The organism is Vagococcus allomyrinae, assembly GCF_017829975.1.
In the GTDB taxonomy this organism is placed as follows: Bacteria; Bacillota; Bacilli; order Lactobacillales; family Vagococcaceae; genus Vagococcus_D; species Vagococcus_D allomyrinae.
The window spans coordinates 531,119-553,069 of the sequence record NZ_JAEEGA010000001.1 but is presented as its reverse complement, the minus strand read 5'-3'; the positions used below and the strand labels follow the sequence as shown (position 1 = coordinate 553,069).

The 21,951-nt window shown below is 40.1% G+C and carries 15 protein-coding genes; 4 read left to right on the top strand and 11 right to left on the bottom strand.

Annotated elements, in window-relative coordinates; translation table 11 throughout:
• Positions 1–44: 44 nt before the first annotated feature.
• The 5 genes from I6N95_RS02450 to I6N95_RS02430 form a co-directional block, all read right to left on the bottom strand.
• Positions 45–2,723, bottom strand: coding sequence for an ATP-binding protein (locus tag I6N95_RS02450; RefSeq protein WP_209524745.1), 2,679 nt, complete (start codon positions 2,721–2,723; stop codon positions 45–47).
• Positions 2,713–3,945, bottom strand: a complete 1,233-nt coding sequence (locus I6N95_RS02445; protein WP_209524744.1) for a metallophosphoesterase family protein — start codon at positions 3,943–3,945, stop codon at positions 2,713–2,715. The genes I6N95_RS02450 and I6N95_RS02445 overlap by 11 nt, the downstream gene beginning before the upstream one ends.
• A 384-nt stretch (positions 3,946–4,329) precedes the next feature.
• On the bottom strand, positions 4,330–4,674 hold the full coding sequence (locus tag I6N95_RS02440) for a YlbF/YmcA family competence regulator (protein WP_209524743.1): 345 nt from the start codon (positions 4,672–4,674) through the stop codon (positions 4,330–4,332).
• A 90-nt stretch (positions 4,675–4,764) separates the two neighbouring features.
• Positions 4,765–5,460, bottom strand: coding sequence for a DUF2087 domain-containing protein (locus tag I6N95_RS02435; RefSeq protein ID WP_209524742.1), 696 nt, complete (start codon positions 5,458–5,460; stop codon positions 4,765–4,767).
• Positions 5,461–5,635: 175 nt separating this feature from the next.
• Complete coding sequence (locus tag I6N95_RS02430; protein WP_209524741.1) at positions 5,636–7,753, bottom strand: PBP1A family penicillin-binding protein; 2,118 nt, start codon at positions 7,751–7,753, stop codon at positions 5,636–5,638.
• 259 nt (positions 7,754–8,012) lie between these two features.
• On the opposite strand from I6N95_RS02430, the gene I6N95_RS02425 reads away from it, so the two are divergent.
• On the top strand, positions 8,013–8,876 hold the full coding sequence (locus I6N95_RS02425) for an RluA family pseudouridine synthase (RefSeq protein WP_209524740.1): 864 nt from the start codon (positions 8,013–8,015) through the stop codon (positions 8,874–8,876).
• A 60-nt stretch (positions 8,877–8,936) separates the two neighbouring features.
• Here I6N95_RS02425 and I6N95_RS02420 read toward each other — a convergent pair whose 3' ends face one another.
• The 3 genes from I6N95_RS02420 to I6N95_RS02410 all read right to left on the bottom strand — a co-directional run bounded on the left by I6N95_RS02420 (position 8,937) and on the right by I6N95_RS02410 (position 11,741).
• Positions 8,937–10,466, bottom strand: coding sequence for a phosphohexomutase domain-containing protein (locus tag I6N95_RS02420; protein WP_209524739.1), 1,530 nt, complete (start codon positions 10,464–10,466; stop codon positions 8,937–8,939).
• Positions 10,467–10,476: 10 nt separating this feature from the next.
• Entirely contained in the window at positions 10,477–10,932 is a 456-nt protein-coding gene (argR, locus tag I6N95_RS02415) for an arginine repressor (protein ID WP_209524738.1), read from the bottom strand.
• A gap of 134 nt (positions 10,933–11,066) precedes the next feature.
• Entirely contained in the window at positions 11,067–11,741 is a 675-nt protein-coding gene (locus I6N95_RS02410) for a hypothetical protein (protein ID WP_209524737.1), read from the bottom strand.
• Between the two features lie 304 nt (positions 11,742–12,045).
• Between I6N95_RS02410 and argS the strand changes: the two genes are divergently transcribed.
• A complete protein-coding gene (gene argS, locus I6N95_RS02405; RefSeq protein ID WP_209524736.1) occupies positions 12,046–13,737 on the top strand; it encodes an arginine--tRNA ligase in 1,692 nt (563 codons plus the stop codon).
• Between the two features lie 211 nt (positions 13,738–13,948).
• On the opposite strand, the gene I6N95_RS02400 is transcribed toward argS, so the two are convergent.
• Positions 13,949–14,434 carry a QueT transporter family protein gene (locus I6N95_RS02400; protein ID WP_209524735.1) on the bottom strand — a complete coding sequence of 162 codons (486 nt, stop codon included), beginning with the start codon at positions 14,432–14,434 and terminating at the stop codon, positions 13,949–13,951.
• Positions 14,435–14,843: 409 nt separating this feature from the next.
• On the opposite strand from I6N95_RS02400, the gene I6N95_RS02395 reads away from it, so the two are divergent.
• Together I6N95_RS02395 and I6N95_RS02390 are read left to right on the top strand one after the other, a co-directional pair.
• A complete protein-coding gene (locus I6N95_RS02395; RefSeq protein ID WP_209524734.1) occupies positions 14,844–17,390 on the top strand; it encodes an AMP-binding protein in 2,547 nt (848 codons plus the stop codon).
• Positions 17,391–17,549: 159 nt separating this feature from the next.
• Positions 17,550–18,494 carry a diacylglycerol/lipid kinase family protein gene (locus I6N95_RS02390; protein WP_245249195.1) on the top strand — a complete coding sequence of 315 codons (945 nt, stop codon included), beginning with the start codon at positions 17,550–17,552 and terminating at the stop codon, positions 18,492–18,494.
• 33 nt (positions 18,495–18,527) lie between these two features.
• Here I6N95_RS02390 and recD2 read toward each other — a convergent pair whose 3' ends face one another.
• Together recD2 and I6N95_RS02380 are read right to left on the bottom strand one after the other, a co-directional pair.
• Entirely contained in the window at positions 18,528–21,101 is a 2,574-nt protein-coding gene (recD2, locus tag I6N95_RS02385; RefSeq protein ID WP_209524733.1) for an SF1B family DNA helicase RecD2, read from the bottom strand.
• 213 nt (positions 21,102–21,314) lie between these two features.
• Positions 21,315–21,944: a histidine phosphatase family protein gene (locus I6N95_RS02380; RefSeq protein ID WP_209524732.1), complete on the bottom strand. Its 630-nt coding sequence runs from the start codon at positions 21,942–21,944 to the stop codon at positions 21,315–21,317.
• Positions 21,945–21,951: the final 7 nt, after the last annotated feature.

Sequence of the window (21,951 nt, the reverse complement as noted above, 5' to 3'; positions counted from 1 at the left end):
ACTCCCTTGTGATTGATATCAGAAAAAAAATCATAAAACGACAACTATAACTGTTCTACTTGATAGTTTTTTTCATTCGCATAAGTCAGTAATTCCTGATCTGAAGTAAAACAAATCACCTGAACCGTTTTGCTTAATCGACCCAAAAGTTCGAACAAACGATGTTTTCGATGGGTATCATAATGCAGCCAGCCATCATCTATTATAACAGGCGCCAGCTGATCTTGGCTATGAAGTTGAATAAAGGCCAGGCGAATCGCCATATAGAGTTGATCACGAGTTCCCGTAGACAGCTCTCCAAGTTGTAACATTTCTTCTGCTTTCGTCACAACAACTAGCTTGCCAGCGTCCATTTGACATTTAAGGTAGGCCCCCAAGGTCAATTCTTTAAAATAAGAACTAGTCGTTGCCAACAATACTGGTAATTGCTGAGTTGCTAAGAAATCCAAGACATCCTGCATAACTGATTCACTCACACGATAAGTCATCCAGTTTTCAGTTAATTGTCGAAGTTCTGATTCACTGTTTTCTTTTTGTTGATTCAGCTCACTTAAAGTACCATCGGTTTCTTGCTGACGAATGGCAAACGTCACTTCTTGTAAATGACGAACAGTATCCTCATTCGCCTTCTTTAATTCCGTAACCTTAAGATCTTGCCTATGGGTTTTAGCGACAATATCTGGTAAACGATAGTCTGCTTCTAAATCAAATACTTCTTGAATTTGCCGGGTTAAGTGACCCACTTCGATCAACTGATTGGTTCTTTCTTCCTCACTGGCAAGGAGGATTGGCAATTCTTCAATCGTTTCTTGGGAGATGGTCGGTATCAATTGATTGATTTCCGCCAAAACCTCAGCCAACCGTTCTCGCACATCCTTCAATGGTTCACGCCAACGATGGATTCCTTGGTCTTGTTCGGCCACCATCTGCTGTTTAGCCTGCATGTCTTTGTTAAACTCAACTAACTTACGAAAAACAGATCCTAGCTCTTCTGATTCAACCGGTAACCATTCGGACATAAATCGTAAAGCTTGCCTATTTTCAGCTAAGGCCTCTCGAACTTCTCCTAATTCCAGTAGGGCTGTTTCTCGTTCCTTTTGAACCGCAACTAATCGTTCTCTTAACGGAAACTCAAACAACCAACTTGTCATTGGTTCTGTTTCCTTAAACTGATAAGTTTCGGCTAAAGCGACTTTCTGATACGTAATATTTACTAGCAGTTTTTGAGTGACTTCCAATTCTGCTGCAAGTCGCTCCACTTGCTCGTCTAATCTAGCAGGTGGCTCAGGAATATCAGTGTGCTCCTTTTGCACCCTCCGCCAACTGATCAAGACAGCAATCACACCAGCGATTAAGCAAGCCAACAACCCTAGTGGAAACTGCTTGATGACCATTAATATCATCCCGAAAGCTGCCACAATTAAAGCAAGCAGATACTGTTGAACAAGTGATGGCTCTGACTCAGTCCGCGTTCGTTGTCCAATAACAAAGGGATCAGGGTTTTGGATTTGATCCAAAGCTTTCATCTGTTGATCAAAAGCCAGCTCTTGTTTGTGGAGCGCTTCTTCTAACTCTTTCTCCTTTTCCGCTAGTGCCGTGATATTAACTTTGACAGACTCATCAGGTGACCAATTTTCTTCTTCATCAGGTAAATTAAGCTGATTTTTTAATTGATGTAGCTCTGCTTCTCGTTGCGCTAAAATCTCAGTCAGCCACCGATGACGACTCAGGGCCGTCTCAACAGTCGACTGTTTGTCAGCCAATGCTTGAATTTCCCGTTCGTGTTTCAAATAAAAAAGGGAGGCGGGGCTTTCCTGACTAGCTAATAATTGCTCGGTTTTTAATTCTTGATAGTGCTGTTCTTGACTAAGTAAAAATAAGTAGTTTTCGTAGGCTTTAGCGGCCTTTGCCATCTTTTCAGCTGCCACTTGGTCTTCTTGGCGATAATTCGTAATGTTAATCAATTGTTTCCGTTCTTCATACAAGGGAAATAGCTGCTGTTGCTGTTTTAGACGCTGTAATTCTGCTTCTGACTCAGCAAACTGCTCTTGCCCAATTGCCAATTGTTCTTCAAAATAATTGGCGGCTTGCAATTGTTTGCGATATTCCTTTTCATTCTGCTCTTTTTGTTTCACCAACTGTTTAAGTTCTTGATAATCAGCGAGTTTTTGATTGAGTTCAGGCAATCGCCCTGTGGGTTTGTACAATTCTTGCTGGCGTTGGCGCAAAACATCTTTTGTCCCCAATAGTCGTTTATTACCAGAAAGACCTACTGCTAGTAATAAGTTTTGCAGACGTTGCTCACTTAAATTCTTAATCTCCAACAATTGTTCTTGCTGCAAGCTAAACGCCTCATCAAATACTTCCAAAGTCAATGGTGACAGCAACTCTTTCAAAGTATTCTCATCCCCAACTTGCCCTTGTTTAAAGTAAACATGGGCTTTGCCACGGTTGGTCGTTTTGATTCGCTCCACCATAATTTCCCCTTGAATTGGGTGCTCAAAAATAACCCTACCGCCATAAAGACTGTTGCTTTTGGGCGTATAGTCTTTAAAATTTTGGCGTTTATACGGAAACCCAAATAAAATTTCTCTAATAAACTGGTAAATCGTTGATTTACCAGCCTCATTATCGCCGTGAATTAGTTGAAAGGTCGGATCAAATTCAATTGTTTTATCTTGCCATTTCCCAAAACCAACTATCTCCAAACGCTTAATGATCATTTTTACCACCACCTAATTCACGAACTAACAGTTCTTCAGCATCTGTCACTAATTCCTGTCTCAGCTCTTCGTTTATTTCTACTAGACGACTAAGGTCTGCCTGTCGATGAATATCACCCATTAATTCATTAAAATCGACCTCTGTCAAATAGCGCTGGCTCAATTGGGAGATCAGCTCCCGCGTCACCCCTAAAGGAAGTTCCATGGTGTCTTCATCCAATCGACGTTTAATCTCAAATGGCCAAACCAACTGATCCTCTTGACCTAGTTCTGCCTGCAAATACGTTAATAACCCACCACTGCGCAATTCAGTGTCCAACGGCTCCTCCAATTCAGCATTGCTTCCCAGTAATACGATGCTAGTCAACTTAATAACCGACTGCTGAGCCCTTTCTCGCAACATGTTGAGAAGTTCTTGTAATAAGCTTTTTGTCGATGTCACTTGACTCAACTCAAAGGTTTCAGTCGACCAAACTACCTGATTTAAAGACTTCCAATGATAGTGCCAACCATCTGCTCCAGTTTCAACTACTAGAACCCCCGCACTACTAGCTTCTTTTTTGGTATGACCTAAAGGACTCCCAGGATAAATCATTAAAGGATCATTGCTTAATACCGTCGGTTGGTGAATATGACCGAGCGCCCAGTAATCGTACCCTTTGGCTTTCATCTCTCCTAAAGTAAAGGGAGCATATTGCTGTGTGCTATCTGTTTTTCCTTGCTGGCCATGGTACAACCCGATATGATAGGTTGCTTGGTGATCTCTTGTCGGAAACTCTGAGATCTTGCTTTCATTAATCCAGCGATCTTCATATGAAAAGCCAGAAATCGCCACTTTTTCTTGCTGTTTCGTCGTTAAATGATGCGTTGTTACGGACTGTTCCTTCAATAGTGTCACATTCTCGGGAAAGTCGAACCAATAATTATCTGGTACATAATAATCATGATTACCAAAACTCATGATAACTGGAATTTGATGTCGCTTTAAACGAGCCATCGCATTTATTAATAGTTGTTGTGTTTGGATTGTCACCGCTGAATGATGAAAAGTATCTCCGACAATTAAAACGAAATCAACATTTTCTGTAATTGCTTGTTGAACAACTTGTTTAATCATCTTTTCATGTTGCCCCACCAATTCAGCTAATAAACGAGCCGGGAGCTTTCCTAAGCCTTCAAAAGGTTGATCTAAATGTAAATCTGCTAAATGAATAAATTTCACTGAAAAAACTCCTTTCACTCTTTCAATCATACTGACTTTTGGCCTAAATTACTAGTGTCTATCTGCGAAATAGCTCGAAAAAAACCATTAATTAAGAAAAGCTAAACGAGGCGTTGCCGCTGCTCTTAGTGCTTCACTTCGTTGTCCCTTATCTCTAACAAATAAATTTGTAAAAATAATGGCTCTGCGTTCCGATCTCATCAATTGCTATACGCTGAAGCCTCGAGCATTGAAGGTCGAAGAGTCTTTAGCCTTGGTTGAGTTCGAAGCGCAGTGTTGCTTCGTGAAGGTGGATCCAAACTACAATAGAAAAAAAGTGTCATACTTTCCTATAGAGTAAAAAAAGCCCTTGCCAAAATGACAAAAGGGCCACTGACAACTTAATTAGTCAGCATATAATTCTTGAATAGGTTTCATGATAATACGGTTTAAATCATTGACAATCATACTAAAGGTTTGTTCTTTTGTCATCAAGTCATTGATAAGACTTGACTCTTGAACTTTGCCAGCTAATTCCTGAGCTTGCGCAGCATCTTCGTCAGAGAATTCTTCGCCTTGCATTTGTTTTTGTTGTAATTCAACTTGTAAGTTTTGGAATTGTTTAAATAGGGCATATGCCTCTTCATCGCCTTTAACCACATCAAAGGCTTCTTTTAACGCCAAAAATTCTGGCAACTGGCGAATTTCTCTTTCAATTTGATTCGCACTATCGTAAATATTAACTGTCATAGATGTACCTTCTCTCTTCAATTTAATCTTCTTAATTGTAACATTCTTTTATTCCATTTCAAATGTTTCCTGACATTTCTCAGGATTTCTTTAGATTACCCAATAGGTTTGGCCATCATTTGTTCGCCCTAAAAACCCATATTCAATTAAATAGCGGCGAATGCTGACATGATCATCAAACATTTGACCGGCAATCTCGTTTACCTCTTGTTCTGTATAATGGCGATTTAAGGCAAACTTTTTCATTAGTTCTTGTAATAACACAATTTTCTTCTTTTCTTTGCTCGGAATAATTCGCGCCCGCCCACTACTATCCAGATGATTTTTAAGTGTCTCATCACGGAAGGTCTGGCTAATTTCAAATCGTTGATCTCTTTCAGTCATCAATCCGTTTCCTTTCTCTTCTAACAACGTCATCATCGCATTTAGCACAATTCCCTGACGGCGTTTTTCCCGCAATTTAAATCGATGATTGCGGACAGTTGCCGGAAGCACATTCATTCGATCAGCAATTTCTTTATCAGTTAATCCTTGGGCAAACCATTTAAATACGTCATTTTGAATCTCTGATAGCCCTGTTTGCTTGCGTTCTAGTTCCAATAAAGGTTGTAATGGATTGCCATGGCAGGTCACTATATGATTTTTCATTCGGTGTTCTGCCGTTTCAAATAATTGATCGAAAGGGTAAATCACCCCCTCCTCATAACGCTCCTCACAATGTAAACAACAATAATAACCTTGTGTCATTTGGTAGCCTTTAAGCAGTTCAAGATACTCCGCCTCCACACCAACACCTCCTAATAACGTTTATATATATACTAACATTATTAGTTTCGTTTGTAAATACGCTGTTATCTTTAATCAACTTAGCTATTGTGATACACAAAAAAGCCCTATCGAAGGGACTTTTTGAGGGTCCATTCTATAGGGTCCAATTTAGCTCATTGCTAGGAACTTTTCTTTATTGAGTAAAGTTATTCCAAAGATCTTTTAGGCCATCTTTGACTTTGCCGGCCCCATCTTTGATTTGTCCACCCCAATATTCAGCCCCTTCTTTAATTTTTTGGCCAAACTCATCAAGACTGCCATTTGACTCTGCTTGCGTTTCCTCTTGTTGGGCTTTGATGCTAGCATCCTCTACATTAAATGGTGTCCCAGGCGAGTGAGACAGAATCCGCTGGGTTTGATCTTTAAAGATTGGCGAAATACCTTGGCCACCTCCGCTTTGCAAGAAATGAATATCACTGCTCTCATCAAACCCAATCCAACTCGCAACTACTACATCTGGTGTATAGCCAATAATCCACTGATCTTTTGATTGAGAGTCAACATTAACACTTTCCGTGGTCCCTGTCTTCCCCGCAATCGTATAACCATACGGCTGAGCACTGTATCCCGTCCCAGAACTAAAGACTCCTTGCAACATACTGGTCATTTCCTCCGCTACCTGAGGTGTGGTGATTTGTTTTTCTTTCGCCTCTTCATTGTCCCAAACAATCTTCCCTGTTGAGTCCACGATTTTACGGATAAAATGAGGAGATTTTTGCTTTCCTTGATTGGCAAATACGGTGTAAGCACTGGCCATTTTCAAAGGAGACGTCCCTTTGGTCATGCCGCCTAAAACAATACCAGGATAATGATCCTTGTCATCTAAAGCAATGCCGAATTTCTCAATTTTTTTAGTTCCTTTTTCCAAGCCGATTTCATTTAATAACCAGACAGACGACGCATTTAAACTCTCCGCTAAGGCTTGGTACATCGGCACTTCCCCGCGATAAACTTTATCATAGTTCTCCACTTGATAAAATGACATTGCTTCATCTTTCAACAGAGAATCTGGCTGATAGCCGGACTCCAACGCTGCCGTATAAACCAGTGGTTTCATCGTAGAACCAGGAGATAAACTGGACTGGGTGGCTCGATTAAACCCAAGACGAGTATGCTCTCCACGGCCACCTACCACCGCTTGGACACCTCCAGTCTTAGGGTTTATGGCGATGGATGCCCCTTGAACCATCTCACCATCAGTAGCATTCGGTGGAAAGAGCTCATTTTGACTAAACGTCGTATTCATATCTTGTTGATACTGCTGATCCAAGGTGGTATACACTTTATAGCCCTTGTTCAACAGATCGGCATCCTTGATATTGGCTACTCGCTCGGCTTCACGAATAACTTCATCAAAAAAGTAAGGGTACTGATTATCTTGGCGTGAATCTCCGTAAGTATCAGCTAACACTAAGGTTTCTTTCATCATCTGATCCGCCTGAGCCTGATCCAGTTTCCCATTATCCACCATCAATTGGAGAACCGTGTCTCTCCGCTTAATGGCATTGTCATAATAATCAATGGGGTTGTAAATTCCTGGCCCCTTTAACATCCCAACCATGACGGCCGCTTCATCAATCGTTAAATTAGCAGCCGTTGTTCCAAAATACTTATGGGCAGCATCTTCAACTCCCCAGACACCATTAGCAAAATAAGCACTATTCAAATACATCTCTAAAATTTCATCTTTCGTGTAGGTCTTTTCTATTTCAATTGCCAAAAATAGTTCCTTGGCTTTCCTGTTCAGCGTTTGATCGAGCGTTAAGTAAGCATTTTTAGCCAACTGTTGCGTCAACGTACTCCCCCCACCAGTTACTTTCCCTGACGTAAGAAATCCTAGAGCCGCCCGCCCAATCCCTCTTATATCAAATCCTCCATGTTGATAAAATCGTTTATCCTCTGTGGAAATCAGAGCATCAATCAAATGAGGAGACATCTGCTCAAGAGGAATCGACGTTCCTTTTTGACCATTTAAGGTACCGGCCACTTCATCGTCCTTATCATAAATCGTCGTAACTTGTGACAACCCGGTCTTTAGCGCCTCCACATCGGAACTTTTAGCCAAATAAAACAAATAAACACTGGTCACAAGGACCACAACCAACCCCAATAATAAGATGATTTTATTCACTTGATACTTTTTCCAAATCCGTTTACGCCATTGATGAAATTGAATTAAATATGGTTTTAACCACACCCAAACCTTTTTGAAAAAGTCGACGATGGTTGCGATAATTTTCTTAAAATCCATGTAATCCCCTCTTTTGCTCAATATATGTTAGCATTCCTTGCAATTTTCAGTGTATTCACATAATAATTTTCATTTTTTTTGCTTAAATGATCATCTAGTACTATTTTAACACAGATTTTCAAGGCTGTTATAAGTCCATAGACCGAAATCATTCTCAGCCTGGTCACAATCATAGCATGAATTTATTAATTTTTTATGGTACAATTCATAAGAATTATGTAAATTTAATGATTAAGCTTATCAGAATGGGGAAAACACAATGGAAGTCAACTTAACTTTGCCTGCTAATACTGAAACAACTGAACTCCGCGAACTGCTAGAGGAAACATGGCTTGTGCCACGCAAGGTCCGTCACTTATTAAGAACCCGTAAAAATGTGGCAGTTAATGGTGAAACAACTCCCTTTCATTTAGAAGTCAAAGCTGGAGATATTATCACGTTAACATTTGAAGACAGCGACTATGGTAAACCCGAATTAGCCTTAGGAGATGCTAATTTGGTCAAGGTCTTATTCGAAGATGACCATTTACTGATTGTCAATAAACCATATGGCATGAAAACTCATCCAAATCAACCTGCTGAAAATGAGACATTACTCAACCATGTGGCTGCCTATCTAGCACCTCAGGAGCGAGCTCCCTATGTCGTTCATCGTTTGGATAAAGAAACCAGTGGGGCTATTTTGATCGCCAAAAACCCTTTTGTCTTGCCAATCCTTGGTCGCATGTTAGAAGCCAGAGAAATCAAACGAACCTATCAAGGAATTGCCAGTGGTAATATTAAACAAACCTATTTGACCATCAATAAAAAAATCGGTCGTGATCGTCATGATAAGCGCAAGCGAATAATCAGCGATCATCAAGGGCAAACAGCTATTACCCACGTAACAGTGGCAGAAACTAGCAACACTCAAAGCTTCGTAAGCTGTGTCTTAGAAACCGGTAGAACCCACCAAATCAGAGTCCATCTACAAAGTATTGGTCACCCTCTTGTTGGCGACCCTCTTTATAACCCTAGACCTCAAGAAGCGGAGAGATTGATGCTTCATGCTAGAAGCCTATCGCTTTTACATCCTTTTACCAAAGAAATAATTGACGTCAGTGCTGAACCGGGACTTTGGTAATCAGTGGCACGCGTTGAACTTCAAAAAACTCTTAAGGTTAATCCCTAAGAGTTTTTTTGGCTATTTCTGTAAAATAGTGGTTAAAGCTGACCGATCAAGGCCGTCATACTTTTCAAAAAAATGACTCAATCTTTCAAAAACTAACTGATTTTTACCGACTTGATCATTTTCAACCTGTAGGACAAGAAGTGGCTCATGGAGACTCATCCTCAATAAAAACCAACCAGAACCAAACTCACCGCGGACATCGCTGCGAATTCCTTCTTCATTTTCTGGGTCAATACTCAGTCCTAAGGTCTCTTCGATAAAGTTGGCAAGCTCTTTAATAACTTGTTCACCATAGCTACGATATGCATCACCAGCAATTTTAAAGCGTACTTCTTGAGCTTCTACCGGTTGTTTCAAATGTCCGATTAACTCTCCTAAGGTTTGACCAGAAGTAGCTAATTGAGGCAGTAACATTAAAATCTTAGCGATAACATAAGCTCCGTCGTCTAAGAAATAATTCTCTTTAAATGCGGCATGTCCACTGGTCTCAATAGCCAATTCAGTTTGAACACCTTCTGCATTCAATGTGATCGCTTGGTTAATCACATTGCGATACCCACTGATATAGCGATATTGTTTGCCACCTAAACTCTCAATAAAGTCTTTCAAATGGCTAGATGTAGGCGAATTGGTCACGATTGTCGTGCCAGGGTGTTCATCAAAAACTATTTTAGCTAACACGGCGATTAAGTTATTGCGATTTAAGACATTGCCTGCCTGATCAACAACTGCTGCTCGATCAACGTCGGTATCAAAAATCACGCCTAAGTCGGCCTTGTGCTGCAAAACCGCAGCTTGAATACTGGCCATGGCTTCTTTATTATCCGGATTTGGCATGTGATTAGGAAAATGGCCGTCAGGCTCTAAAAATTGACTGCCTGACGTGTCTGCTCCTAAAACGTCCAAGACTTCTTTTGCAAAATAACCACCAGCACCATTACCAGCATCCACAATGATATGAAATCCCTTAAGTGGTTGTTGAGCTTGTCCAGGAATCCCCTGACGAATTTTTGAAACTAAATCCGCGGCATAAAGAGGAATCAACTCACGCTTTTCAACGGAACCTTGAAATTGAGACAACCCGATTTCCCCTTCAGCATAGTCAACAATACTATCAATGTCTTCATGCTCTGCCCCACCTTCTCGAGTAAAAATCTTGATGCCATTAAAATAGTAAGGCAAGTGGCTTGCCGTAATCATCACTGCGGCATCACACTGATAGTCCGCAAATTGGGTGGCCATAAACATCGCAGGAGTCGTTGCAAGCGCAACATCTATGACGTGAACACCGACAGAAGTCAATCCGTTAATCATGGCGTTTTTCAATTCATCAGCCGACAGCCGACTATCATGGCCAATCGCGATTTTTAACTGTCCTTCTTCACGTTTTGCTGCTAACCCTTTGGTTGTGGTTAACCACTTCACCATTCCTAAAGCAATTTTCTCTGCTTCGTTAGCAGTTAGATTTGCCTCTTCCTCAGCTGTTGTGATGGCAATACCGCGAATATCTGATCCATTTTTTAGTGTCTTTAAATGACTCATTCTCTTCCTCCTAGTCTTCCATATAAGATAAAATAAGCTGATGCAATTCATTGGCAGCCTGATTGCTTTGCGTAATAATGGCAATCGTATCCGCTCCTGCAATCGTCCCAGCAACCTTATCCAGCTGTAGTTCATCAATAATCGCAGCCAGCATATTAGCTGATCCTAAAGACGTCTGAATCACTACTATAAATTGAGCTAAAGTTACTCGCTCTACCGAATCCGCTACCATCTCCCTAAAGCGTTCTCCATTAACAGGTTGATTCTGCTCAATGATAACGTATTTAACCTCACCGTTATTACCATGAGCTTTAACAATACCAAGTTCACGAATATCTCGAGAGACAGTTGCCTGAGTTGCCTGAATGCCTTCTTGATCAAGTATTGCAATTAACTCTTCTTGCGTTTCAATCTCGTGAGCTTGAATGAGTTTTTTAATAATTGCTTGTCGGCTACTTTTTTTCATAGTCCACCTCATCTATAAAATTTGTCAATTCTATTATAGCAAACTTATGCCTCATTCGCTCCGATTTACTAAATTTCTCGCTAAACAACAAAAAAAAGACTATTATTCATAATGAAATAACAATCTTTCTTTTTTCATCTTTCCGTTAATACATGAGATTCCTTCATATTGTCGTAAAAATCTGAAAAATAACGTAACTCTTTTTTGACTTTAACATCGATTAAAACAAATAAACCCATATTCCAATAAAAATCATTGATATGATCTAAGATAATATCACAATCATTAATTTTTTCAAACCAATCAACGGCATGTTCAGTTTCATATGTTAGTTGTTCAATTGTATCTCTCGTTATCAATAATTTTTGATACAGGCGGTTAAACTCTTTTTTATTCATAAAACTTTTTCTGGAAACATATTTTTTAAATGATTGTTCCCGAGTAATCCTAGCTGAATACCCATTAAAAATCGTCAATAAACGATTATTTTCCATCGTTTCAAATTCTGCCAAGTTATTGACACCGACAAATCCAATAAATGATAAATAATTTATAAAAGTCTCTTCTGAAGGAGGAACCCCCATCTGCCGATTAGGCAGACAAATAAACACATATGAGTAAAGGGACGATTTTTGAATAGAAATCTTCTCAAAAATAAATTTTTCTTTTAATGTTTCACCATACTTTGACATCGTCTTTTCAACGATCCGTCTATCAAGCTCTTCTCTGATACTAACTTCAACGTTTATCGAACCAGTTTTATTCTTTTGTCTCTCTGGCTTGACCGAAAAACTAACACTAACTTTCATTTATTACCTCCTGAAGGTTTAAAATTTAATACTATGAGTCCCCACTCATAACCTTCTTTTAATTCATCCCTTTAACGAAAATCACAAATAAAAAAAAACATTCCTGTCAGATATAATACCATTGATTACGAAGATAATCAATCAGCAGCTCTCGTTTTTCTGATTTATCTTTCCCTTGTAGAGATAGTATTTCCCCCTTATTTTTGTTATAATGTCAATGTCTAATATTTAAGTTTCTGAAACTTAATGAAAGAAACTATCTACTTGCTTTTTTATAAATGCATAACAACCTGGAGGTTAAATTATGAACGAAAGAAATGTAGTAGCAAACGCCTTACACCAAGTCCTGGCTGACCATTTAACTGTTGATGAAATTCTAGCACTTTTGGAAAACCCTAAATCAAGCCAACATGGGGACGTGGCTTTCCCAGTATTTTCCCTTGCAAAAGTCTTGCGAAAAGCGCCTCAAGCGATCGCTGCTGACTTAGTGGCAAATATACCTGCTGATAATTTTGAAAAAGTTGAAGTTGTCGGCCCATATATTAACTTTTTCTTGGATAAAAAGATAGTTAGCCGAGAAACATTAATAGAAATTATCGCTAATAAAGAACAGTATGGTGATGCCTCAATCGGAAAAGGACGCAATATCCCAATCGACATGTCCTCGCCCAATATTGCCAAACCTATGTCCATGGGACATTTGCGGTCAACTGTAATCGGCAACTCGCTAGCCAACATCTTGACTAAAATTGATTATGTGCCTATTCGTATTAATTATATCGGTGATTGGGGCACACAATTCGGCAAGCTCATTGTCGCTTACCAAAAATGGGGAAATGAAGAAGCGGTCAAAGAAGCACCCATTAAAGAATTATTACGTCTTTACGTCGACTTCCACGAAGAAGCGGAAAAACATTCAGAACTGGAAGATGAAGCTCGTTTCTGGTTTAAAAAACTGGAGGATGGGGATGAAGAAGCCACCGCTCTTTGGAAGTGGTTCCGCGAAGAGTCTCTAAAAGAATTCCAACGAATCTACGATATTTTAGAAATTACCTTTGACTCTTACAATGGTGAGTCCTTTTACAATGATAAAATGGACCAAGCCGTGGCTATTCTGGAAGAAAAACAACTATTGGAAACCAACGATGGTGCAGAAATTGTTGATTTGGAAAAATATAATTTAAATCCGGCTTTAATCCGAAAGTCTGATGGGGCGACACTTTATATTACTCGCGACTTGGCCTCCGCCCTTTATCGTAAAAAGGAATATGATTTTGCCCAAGCTCTGTATGTGGTTGGCAATGAGCAATCCATTCATTTCAAACAACTAAAAGCTGTGTTAACTGAAATGGGCTACGAATGGTCTCAAGACATTCACCATGTCCCTTTTGGTCTTATCACGAAAGATGGAAAAAAACTATCCACACGAAAAGGCAAAATTGTCTTACTTGAAGAAGTGTTAGGCGAAGCTATTAACTTAGCTAAAACTCAAATCGAAGAAAAAAATCCTAATCTGACAAACAAAGAAGAGGTTGCTAGGCAAGTCGGTGTTGGTGCTGTTATTTTCCACGATCTAAAAAATGACCGCTTAAACAATTTTGATTTTTCACTGGAAGAAGTGGTTCGCTTTGAGGGGGAAACTGGGCCATATGTCCAATATACCCACGCTCGTTGCGCCTCTATCTTGCGTAAAACAAACTGGACAGCTGACGTCAATAGCGACTATGCTCTAAATGACGTAGAGAGTTGGGAAGTCATTAAACTATTACAAGCATTCCCGCAGATCATTCAACGCGCTGCTACCAAATACGAACCATCCGTCATTGCAAAATACGTGATTCAACTAGCTCAATCTTTCAATAAATATTACGCTCATGTGAAAATAGTCAATGATGACGATCAGCAAGACGCTCGCTTAGCGCTTGTCTTCTCTGTTAAAACCGTATTAAAAGAAGGTCTCAGATTACTTGGTCTAAAAGCACCTGAAGAAATGTAGTCGATCTAAAAAAAGAAGCAGAGTTTGCCTATAGGCAACTTTGCTTCTTTTTTCGTTTTTTTAGCCAAGCTCCAAGAAAGATATTCCCCCTCGCCACAAGCTTAGTCCCGATTAAACTTTCATTAGCCAGATCCTTGCCGTGCCTGGCAACTCACGAAAAAGCCTAAGAACAATTCCTTAGGCTTCACTGATTGATAGAAGTCTATAGTATCTAAGTCAAATCGATCTGTTGACCAATTAAGTACATAATAGGTGCCGAGATACTCATAATCACGAGTTCACTAAGTGCTGTCGTTCCAAACGTCAGCCAGAAAGGAACTTCTATGGCAATATGCAGCATTATGGCAATCATAAACATACTTATCGTAAAGAAAATCGTATTGAAGATCATGCGCTTTTTAATGTCAGTCACATACTTGCTAATAAAAGCTGTCAAGCCTAAAGCGATAAAGCTTTGGCCACCTCCAAATACCACATCCAGCCAGCCAAACTCTGAAAAGAGCATATTATACAGGACGACGCCCCCTAGAACACCCCACATGAGTTTTTTATTAAACACTACTAGATGATTCAAACTTTCTGATACCCTAAATTGAATAGGACCTTGGGCGAAGGGCGTAATCATCGATAACGCTAGATACATTGCCGCAACTATACCATTTAGAACCAGCATTTTTGTCTTTTTACTACTTGTCATTTTCTACCTCCTCCGAGTTTTGATGACGCGGGATGGTTGATGAACCGCGATACCTACTACCTGTCAGGGTTGATAACAGCCTAGCAGTACTCCAACATTTTACACTAATTAAAGCAATTATGCCACCCTCCTTTCTCCGATGGTATTAGGACTTCCGTTACTTTAACGTTCAAATGACGCAACCATCATCGATCCCGTCATCCCTCCTCACTTTTGAATGGCTCTTGCAATTGTTTAAATTTTATTAAATCACACCTGATTTTTTCCGTTATATAAAATTTATGTTGCCGACTAAAGAAATATAACGCATAATGAAGGGAATGCCCTCTTTTTGAGAGATTGAAACAAAAAAGTTTGACAGTTGGGGAAATACCGTTGGATTGAAATTGAAAAGGACGAGATTACACTTATGAATATCTATTCTCTAATCGAAAAAAATAACGCAGACAATCTGCAAAAAAAAGCCTGTACCTATTCGCAAGATAATGGCACTAAGCGAAGCCTTAGCTATCAAGATCTATTCGAACAAGCCGCGATTTTTTCCTCAATACTAGTTGACCGGGGAATTTTGCCTGGTGACCGAGTCGCTATCGTAGCCGAAAATTCCCCTGAATGGAACGTGGCTTATTTAGCGATTCTCAAACTAAAGGCAACAGCCGTTCTAATTGATGCCTCACTAACAGGTGAAGAGATTACAAAACTCATTTGCCATTCCGACGTGCGAGCCACTTATACATCGCCAAAAATTTTGGCAAAGTTTGCTCATTGTCTGGAAACAGCCGTGCCCGTCTTTGACATGATGAATCAGAGCCAAGCTGTTTCTGGTTTCCCAAAACAAGTCCCTTTAACTTTGGAGAAAACCGCCGATGGCGACCAGGAAGTTGCGACCATTATTTTTTCTTCCGGTACTACCCGCTCAGCAAAAGGCATCATGCACACGCACGATGCCTTAATTAACTCAACCTTGATGTGTACTACTAGCAACCAATTAAATCGAAACGGTCGTTACTTATCTGTTATCCCTAATAGTCATATTTATGGCTTAGTTTGTTTAGTTCTAGCCCCTATGCTGCTAGGCGCTGATAGCTTTTATATTGAATCCATGACGGCTCCAGCCATCAAAGTGGCTTTCGATGACTATCAACCTACCATTTTCCCTTGTGTCCCAAAAGTATTTGATTTATTTAAGACACAAGCCTTACTGACGATTAACAGTAGAAAAAGCACAGCTGTCATGTTTAAGCTATTATTTCCTCTTTGTTTGTTAATTCGCAAGAAATTTAACCTTAATCTCGGTAAGATTTTTTTTAAAAGCATCCATCAGGCATTTGGTGGTCAGATTGATATTTTATGTTCAGCGGGTGCGCCAATGTCAGAAGAGACTGCAAATTTTTATTTAGGTACTGGCTTTAATTTGCTGATTACTTATGGAGCCACTGAAACAAACATTCCAACCATTGGCAATCGAGGAAATAATTTAACCGCTGATACTTGTGGAAAGCCATACAACGCTGTAAAAATTAAACTGAGTGACAGTGGCGAAATATTGATCAAATCACCTTATACAATGAAAGGCTACTTTCGAGACTCTGCCGCTACGGAAGAAGCCTTTGATAAAGGGTGGTTGAAGACTGGTGATATCGGTGACCTTGACGCTAGTGGTAATTACCGCATCATTGGCCGTTCCAAAGAAAACATCATCTTGGGGACTGGCAAAAAGCTCACACCTGAAGAAGTCGAAGAAGCTTATGGTGGAATTGCTGGTATTGCTGAATTTGTGGTGGCGGGAGTCCCAACAGCTAATGGTTATGACGACGTTCACGCCTTTATAGTCAGAGATCAAAGCCAGCTAACCAAAGAAACGATTCTTCAGAAAATAGCTGAAAAATCAACCCAAACGGCTCTCCATATGAAGCTCACAAAAATTCACTTTCTCGCTGATATTCCTAAGACGACTTTACAGAAACCAAAACGGTATCTCTTAAAAAGAATCGCCCTTGAAGAAACGATTGCGCTGGAAAATTCCCTAACTGAAGAAACGGCTTCAACCAAGAATATTGAACAAACGGTCACTCGCTTAATCGCCCAGCACGGCGAGATAGATTCAAATAGAATCACCTTATCAACAAAACCATTTTTAGAATTAGGACTCGATTCTTTGGCTGCAATAAATTTAGCATTGGAATTAGAAGACATTTATCTTATTAATGTTGAAGGAATTTTCAATCAGGATATGACAGTTGCAGATTTAGTCGGTTATCTTCAACACCCTGATAAACGCCAACAATCAGAGGGAAATCATTCTGAAACTGGACCAAAAGTCAAAAAGAAAATTGACTATCTTTTATTTAAAGCAGCATGTGTCTTAGCTCGTTGCTTCTATAAAATAACCGTCAAAAATGAACAGACAATTCCCACTAACAGTGGCTATATCATCTGTGCCAACCATGTTTCAAATTTAGATTATTTATGGCTGACTGTCAATTTTAAAAAAGAGCAATTTCTAACATTCTATTGTATGGCGAAACAAGAGGTAGTTAATAAAGCGGCGATTAGTCAACTATTAACACGAATCTGCGGCATGATTCCGATAAATCGAGATCAGGCTGGCTCGAGTTCCCTCCTTCACTGCAAGGACACCTTAAAAGCCAATAACGGGTTATTGATCCACCCTGAAGGAACTCGTAGTAAAAGCGGACAACTTGGAACCCTAAAAAAAGGGGCTGCCATGCTGGCGATTGATTCCGGTGTCCCCATTATTCCCGCTTATATCCATGGGGCTTACGACATCTATCCACGAGGCAATAAGCTGCCTAAATGGTTCAATTTTTCCAAAATGAGCAAATATCCAGTAGAAGTCGTTTACGGTAACCCGATTATGCCCCATGGCTTAACGGCTAAAGAATTAACCAAACAAGTGGAGACAGCCATGATGGCTCTGTCTCATCAATCGTAAAATGAAACACAAGGACACATTTAGATCTGCTCCTTGTGTTTTTTTCTTTCGGACATTCACCAGATAAACTTCTTCTTAAAGTCATTTTACTTCACCTAAATCCCCTTGATTTGGTATAATGTAACTCTGTGAAAGGAGCTGAATACGATTCAACTTGAATTGCATCTCATAATAAACCGTCATGCTGCCAGTGGCAATGCTGCAAAATCAGCAGATTTAGTCCTGTCAGCTTTAGATAATAAACAAATTTCTTATAAAGACTATAGCACTGACTATCCTGGCCATGCCATTGACATTACCCGTGAATTGTTAAAGACCACCTTAACTCCTTGGCCAGACAAAAAAGCGAACAGCCGATTTCCCTTACTTGTAATTTTAGGAGGAGATGGGACTCTCCACGAAGTCGTTAATGCGCTCGATCAGCATTTCCACATCCCCATCGCCTATATCCCATGTGGCTCCGGGAATGACTTTGCCCGTGGTGTTTCACTCAGCCGTGACCCTTTAATGGCCTTGGAACACCTGTTGGAAATTACTGAACCGCAACCTTACCATGTGCTTCACTACTTGGAAAACATCCAAGAGGAAGAAGGATATGCAACCAATAATATAGGCATTGGCATCGATGCAGCAATCGTCGCACGTTCAAACGTTTCTGCCTCGAAACAAACGTTTAATAAATTTAAGTTAGGTTCCTTAAGTTATCTCTATACAGCTATTCAAGTTCTTACAAAACAAAAAGGATTTCCCTTAATGGTGGAAGTCAATGGGAAATCTGTCGGCTTTGACAATGCCTTTCTCTGCACCACCACTAACCACCCTTATTTTGGTGGTGGCATAGCGATCGTGCCGGAAGCCGATGTCAAGTCTAAAGCGATTGACCTTGTTGTTGTCGAACGGATTCACTTGCTTAAATTATTTCGTTTAATTGGACAACTTTTAAAACGAAAACACATGAGCTCCCCTTATGTCCATCATTTTAAAAGCCAAAACATCCGTATCGTCTCAACGACTTCACAGTTTGGTCAAGCTGATGGGGAAGAGCTTGATTCCCGTCCTTTTGATATTCAATTTACCACTGTTGAACGGCTTTTCTGGTTATAAAAAAAACAGTTTGCTAAGCAAGCTGTTTTTTATTTACATGTAATCATAAGGTGACACTTCATTCATGCCAATTAATGGGTCAATCTCCTGACCAACGACTTGTGATAATCTTAAAACAAAACTACGTGTTTCTGAGGAAACTTCTTCATCCACCTTTTCAGCTTCATCTACAGTAAAGAGAGAAAGTTCTTCTATCTCCGGTTTTGGGTGGCGCTTAACAATAACTTCGGTTGTTTTTTGAGGAGTTTCTTCCCTTTTTACCGCTGGGGGTGCTTGATAATCTACTTGATCTTCCTTAATTAAATTGGCTTCAAACGCCTCTAACTGATGTTTAACTGTCAAAGTCATGGTATCAGCTGACGTGATTCGTTCTTTCAAAGTGGTTTTTCGATTAATGCCTTCATTGTTCACACAATCGCGAAAGGCACTGACCTCCCCCATTAAAATCAAAATTTCCTTACTTCTGGTCAAAGCAGTATACAATAAATTGCGCTGCAACATCCGCTGATACTGCCTCACCATTGGCAATATCACCATCTTAAATTCACTTCCTTGAGATTTATGGATGGAACAACAATAGGAAAGGGTAATTTTATTCCATTCATTCCGTTTATAAGAGACCTCATTGCTATCAAATTGAATGACTAGCTCGTCCACCTTATCTTCGGATTCTTTGGCATAGATAATACCAACAATTTCACCCATGTCTCCATTAAAGACATTCGTCTCAGGGCTGTTAACCAGTTGCAACACTTTGTCGCCGATGCGATAGACCTTATCATTCCAAACAACCTCTTTGCGCTGACCGTCCTCATTTGGATTAAAAATCTCCTGCATCATTTGATTAAGATTATCAATTCCAGCAACACCCCGATACATAGGGGCGAGAACTTGAATATCCTGAGCGGTAAACCCTTTGACTTTCGCTTTTGTTACAATTTGGCGAATTGTTTGTTCAATTTGATAAGCATTCGCATTGAAAAAAGAACGGTCTTTATGATTATTTGTAAAATCTTCTGGTAACTGACCATTTTTAATGCTATGAGCCAGTGGAATAATACTTGAGCCATCCTCTTGTCGATATATTTCAACAAGTTCACGGCTAGGTATTTCATTAATTCCCAATAAATCGTGGAGCACCTGACCTGGCCCTACCGAAGGCAACTGATCTTTATCACCCACAAAAATAATTTGCATATTGGTTGGAATAGCTTTTAACAATGTGTTGGCTAACCATGTGTCGACCATCGACATTTCATCGACAATTAACAAACCACCCTCTAATTCCTTAGCAGAGACACTTGTGTTCTTTTCACGTCCCGTAAGACCTAAAAGCCGGTGAATCGTGCTAGCGGGCAAGCCAGTGGTCTCATTCATTCGTTTAGCAGCTCGTCCTGTAGGTGCTGCCAGTAAGATTGGAAAAATATCATTTTGGTACTCATCAGGATCCAACGAGAGGCCATTCAATTCGGCAAATAAGGTGACAATGCCGTTAATCACCGTAGTTTTCCCAGTACCTGGCCCACCCGTTAGGATAAACATTGGAGATTTGACGGCTGCTTTCATAGCATCAACCTGTGATTCACCATAACTAATTCCCAATTTCTTTTCCAATAACTCAATGGCCGTTTTAATGTCTTCATCGGCGTATTTGATTTCTTTTTTACGTGACAATAAGCGTTGAACGGCTGTGCCGATGCCCCACTCAGCGAAAAACAAGGAGTTTTCATAAAGCCGGGTGCCTTCTTGTTGAATTTTGCCTTCTTCCACCAAACGGATGATTTCGTCTGCTGCTAAATCAGGTCCAATTTCAAAAGGACGACTGTTCTCCAATGTGCGAATGGCTTTACTCAGCAATTCTTCAGCTTCAATATACGTATTTCCTGTCTCTAAGCAACTGGCTAGCAACTCATGTAAAATAGCTGCTCGAATCCGCTGTGGAGAATCCGCCGCATACCCCATTTGCTCTGCCAAATTATCCGCCCGTTTAAAGCCAATCCCTTCAATATCTTCTGTCAATCGATAGGGATTTTCTTGAATGATTTCCAAAGTTTCTTCTTTGTATAACTGATAAATCGCCATGGCTAACTGACTCCCAAAGCCGTATTGATTAAGACCGATTACGATTTGCTCCATACCGTAATTTAACCGAATCGTCTCAGCAATCATCTGACGTTTCGCTTTAGTTAGTCCCTTAACCTCTCCTAACCGTTCCGGCTGGTTCATAATGATATCAATCGCTTCTTCACCTAATGTTTCCACCATGTTTTCTGCTGTCTTTTTACCAATACCGGGAAAGTTTTCTCCCGATAAATAAGCCACTAAGCCACTAGCCGACGTGGGTTTATCTTGTTGATAGGTTTCTACTTGAAACTGTTTCCCATATTTCGGATGATCCACTAAATGACCACTGAAACGATAGGTTTCCTCTTCTTGAATCTGTCCAAAATTTCCTGTTACCACAATTTCATTTTCTAAGTAGGTGGTGTTGGTCTCAATGACTTTAACTAAAATGACTTTATAAAAATTGGTTGCATTTTGAAAAAAGATTGCAGCCACTTTTCCGCTAATAAAAGGAGTCTCATTCACCCTATCTGCCTCTATCATGTCACACCTACTTTCCCATTATCTTCTTTTACTATGATAATCCTTTGACTTTTGAAAGTAAAGGAACCTTCTACTTTCGGTTAACTGAACGACAAATAAGAGCCCTCTCACAACTGGCTTGATCATCCTCAACTCTCCATTTTCACGATTGCGACGACTGTCCCTTCCTCACTTAAACAAAAGAAGGGCTATCAGTAATTCATCGCAATCAGATCACTTACTTAGGTGACTGTCATCATTCCATAATTTAAGCGTAAAAGGGAACTCTTTTGTTTGATTCAACGTTAAAATACTCAATGTGTTATTACCTAAACCACCCATTTTTCGGGCATCTGCAATACTAGCGCCTGCTAAAGTCTGGATACACCCAGTTAACGTTGCCCCATGACTAACAAATAAAATAGGACCTTGCTCCTTCGCAATAGCTTTTAAAATTGCCCCTTTGCCACGGGTCAACATCGCCTCATAGGTCTCACCACCAAAAGCTGCCGGATCATAGTTATTTGGCGCATATCGTAGCGCATCTAGTGCCTCGCCATGAGTACGTCGCGCCTCCATAATGGACGCACCTTCTAATTCCCCCATGCCAATTTCTCTTAAGTCATCTGAATAAATAATATCCGTCGGCACATTAAGATGTTCTCGAATGCCGATCGCCGTTGTTTTTGCTCGTTTTTGAGGGCTAGCATAAATCCGCGTAAACGGAATAGCTGCCAAATGCTTGCCTAATTTTTCAATTTCAAGATAACTTTCAGGCAATAAAGGCGAATCTCCGTCGCGCCCTTGAAAACGTAAGGCCTGATTCCATTCGGTTCGCCCGTGACGTGTGAAATACAACTCCATTACCACC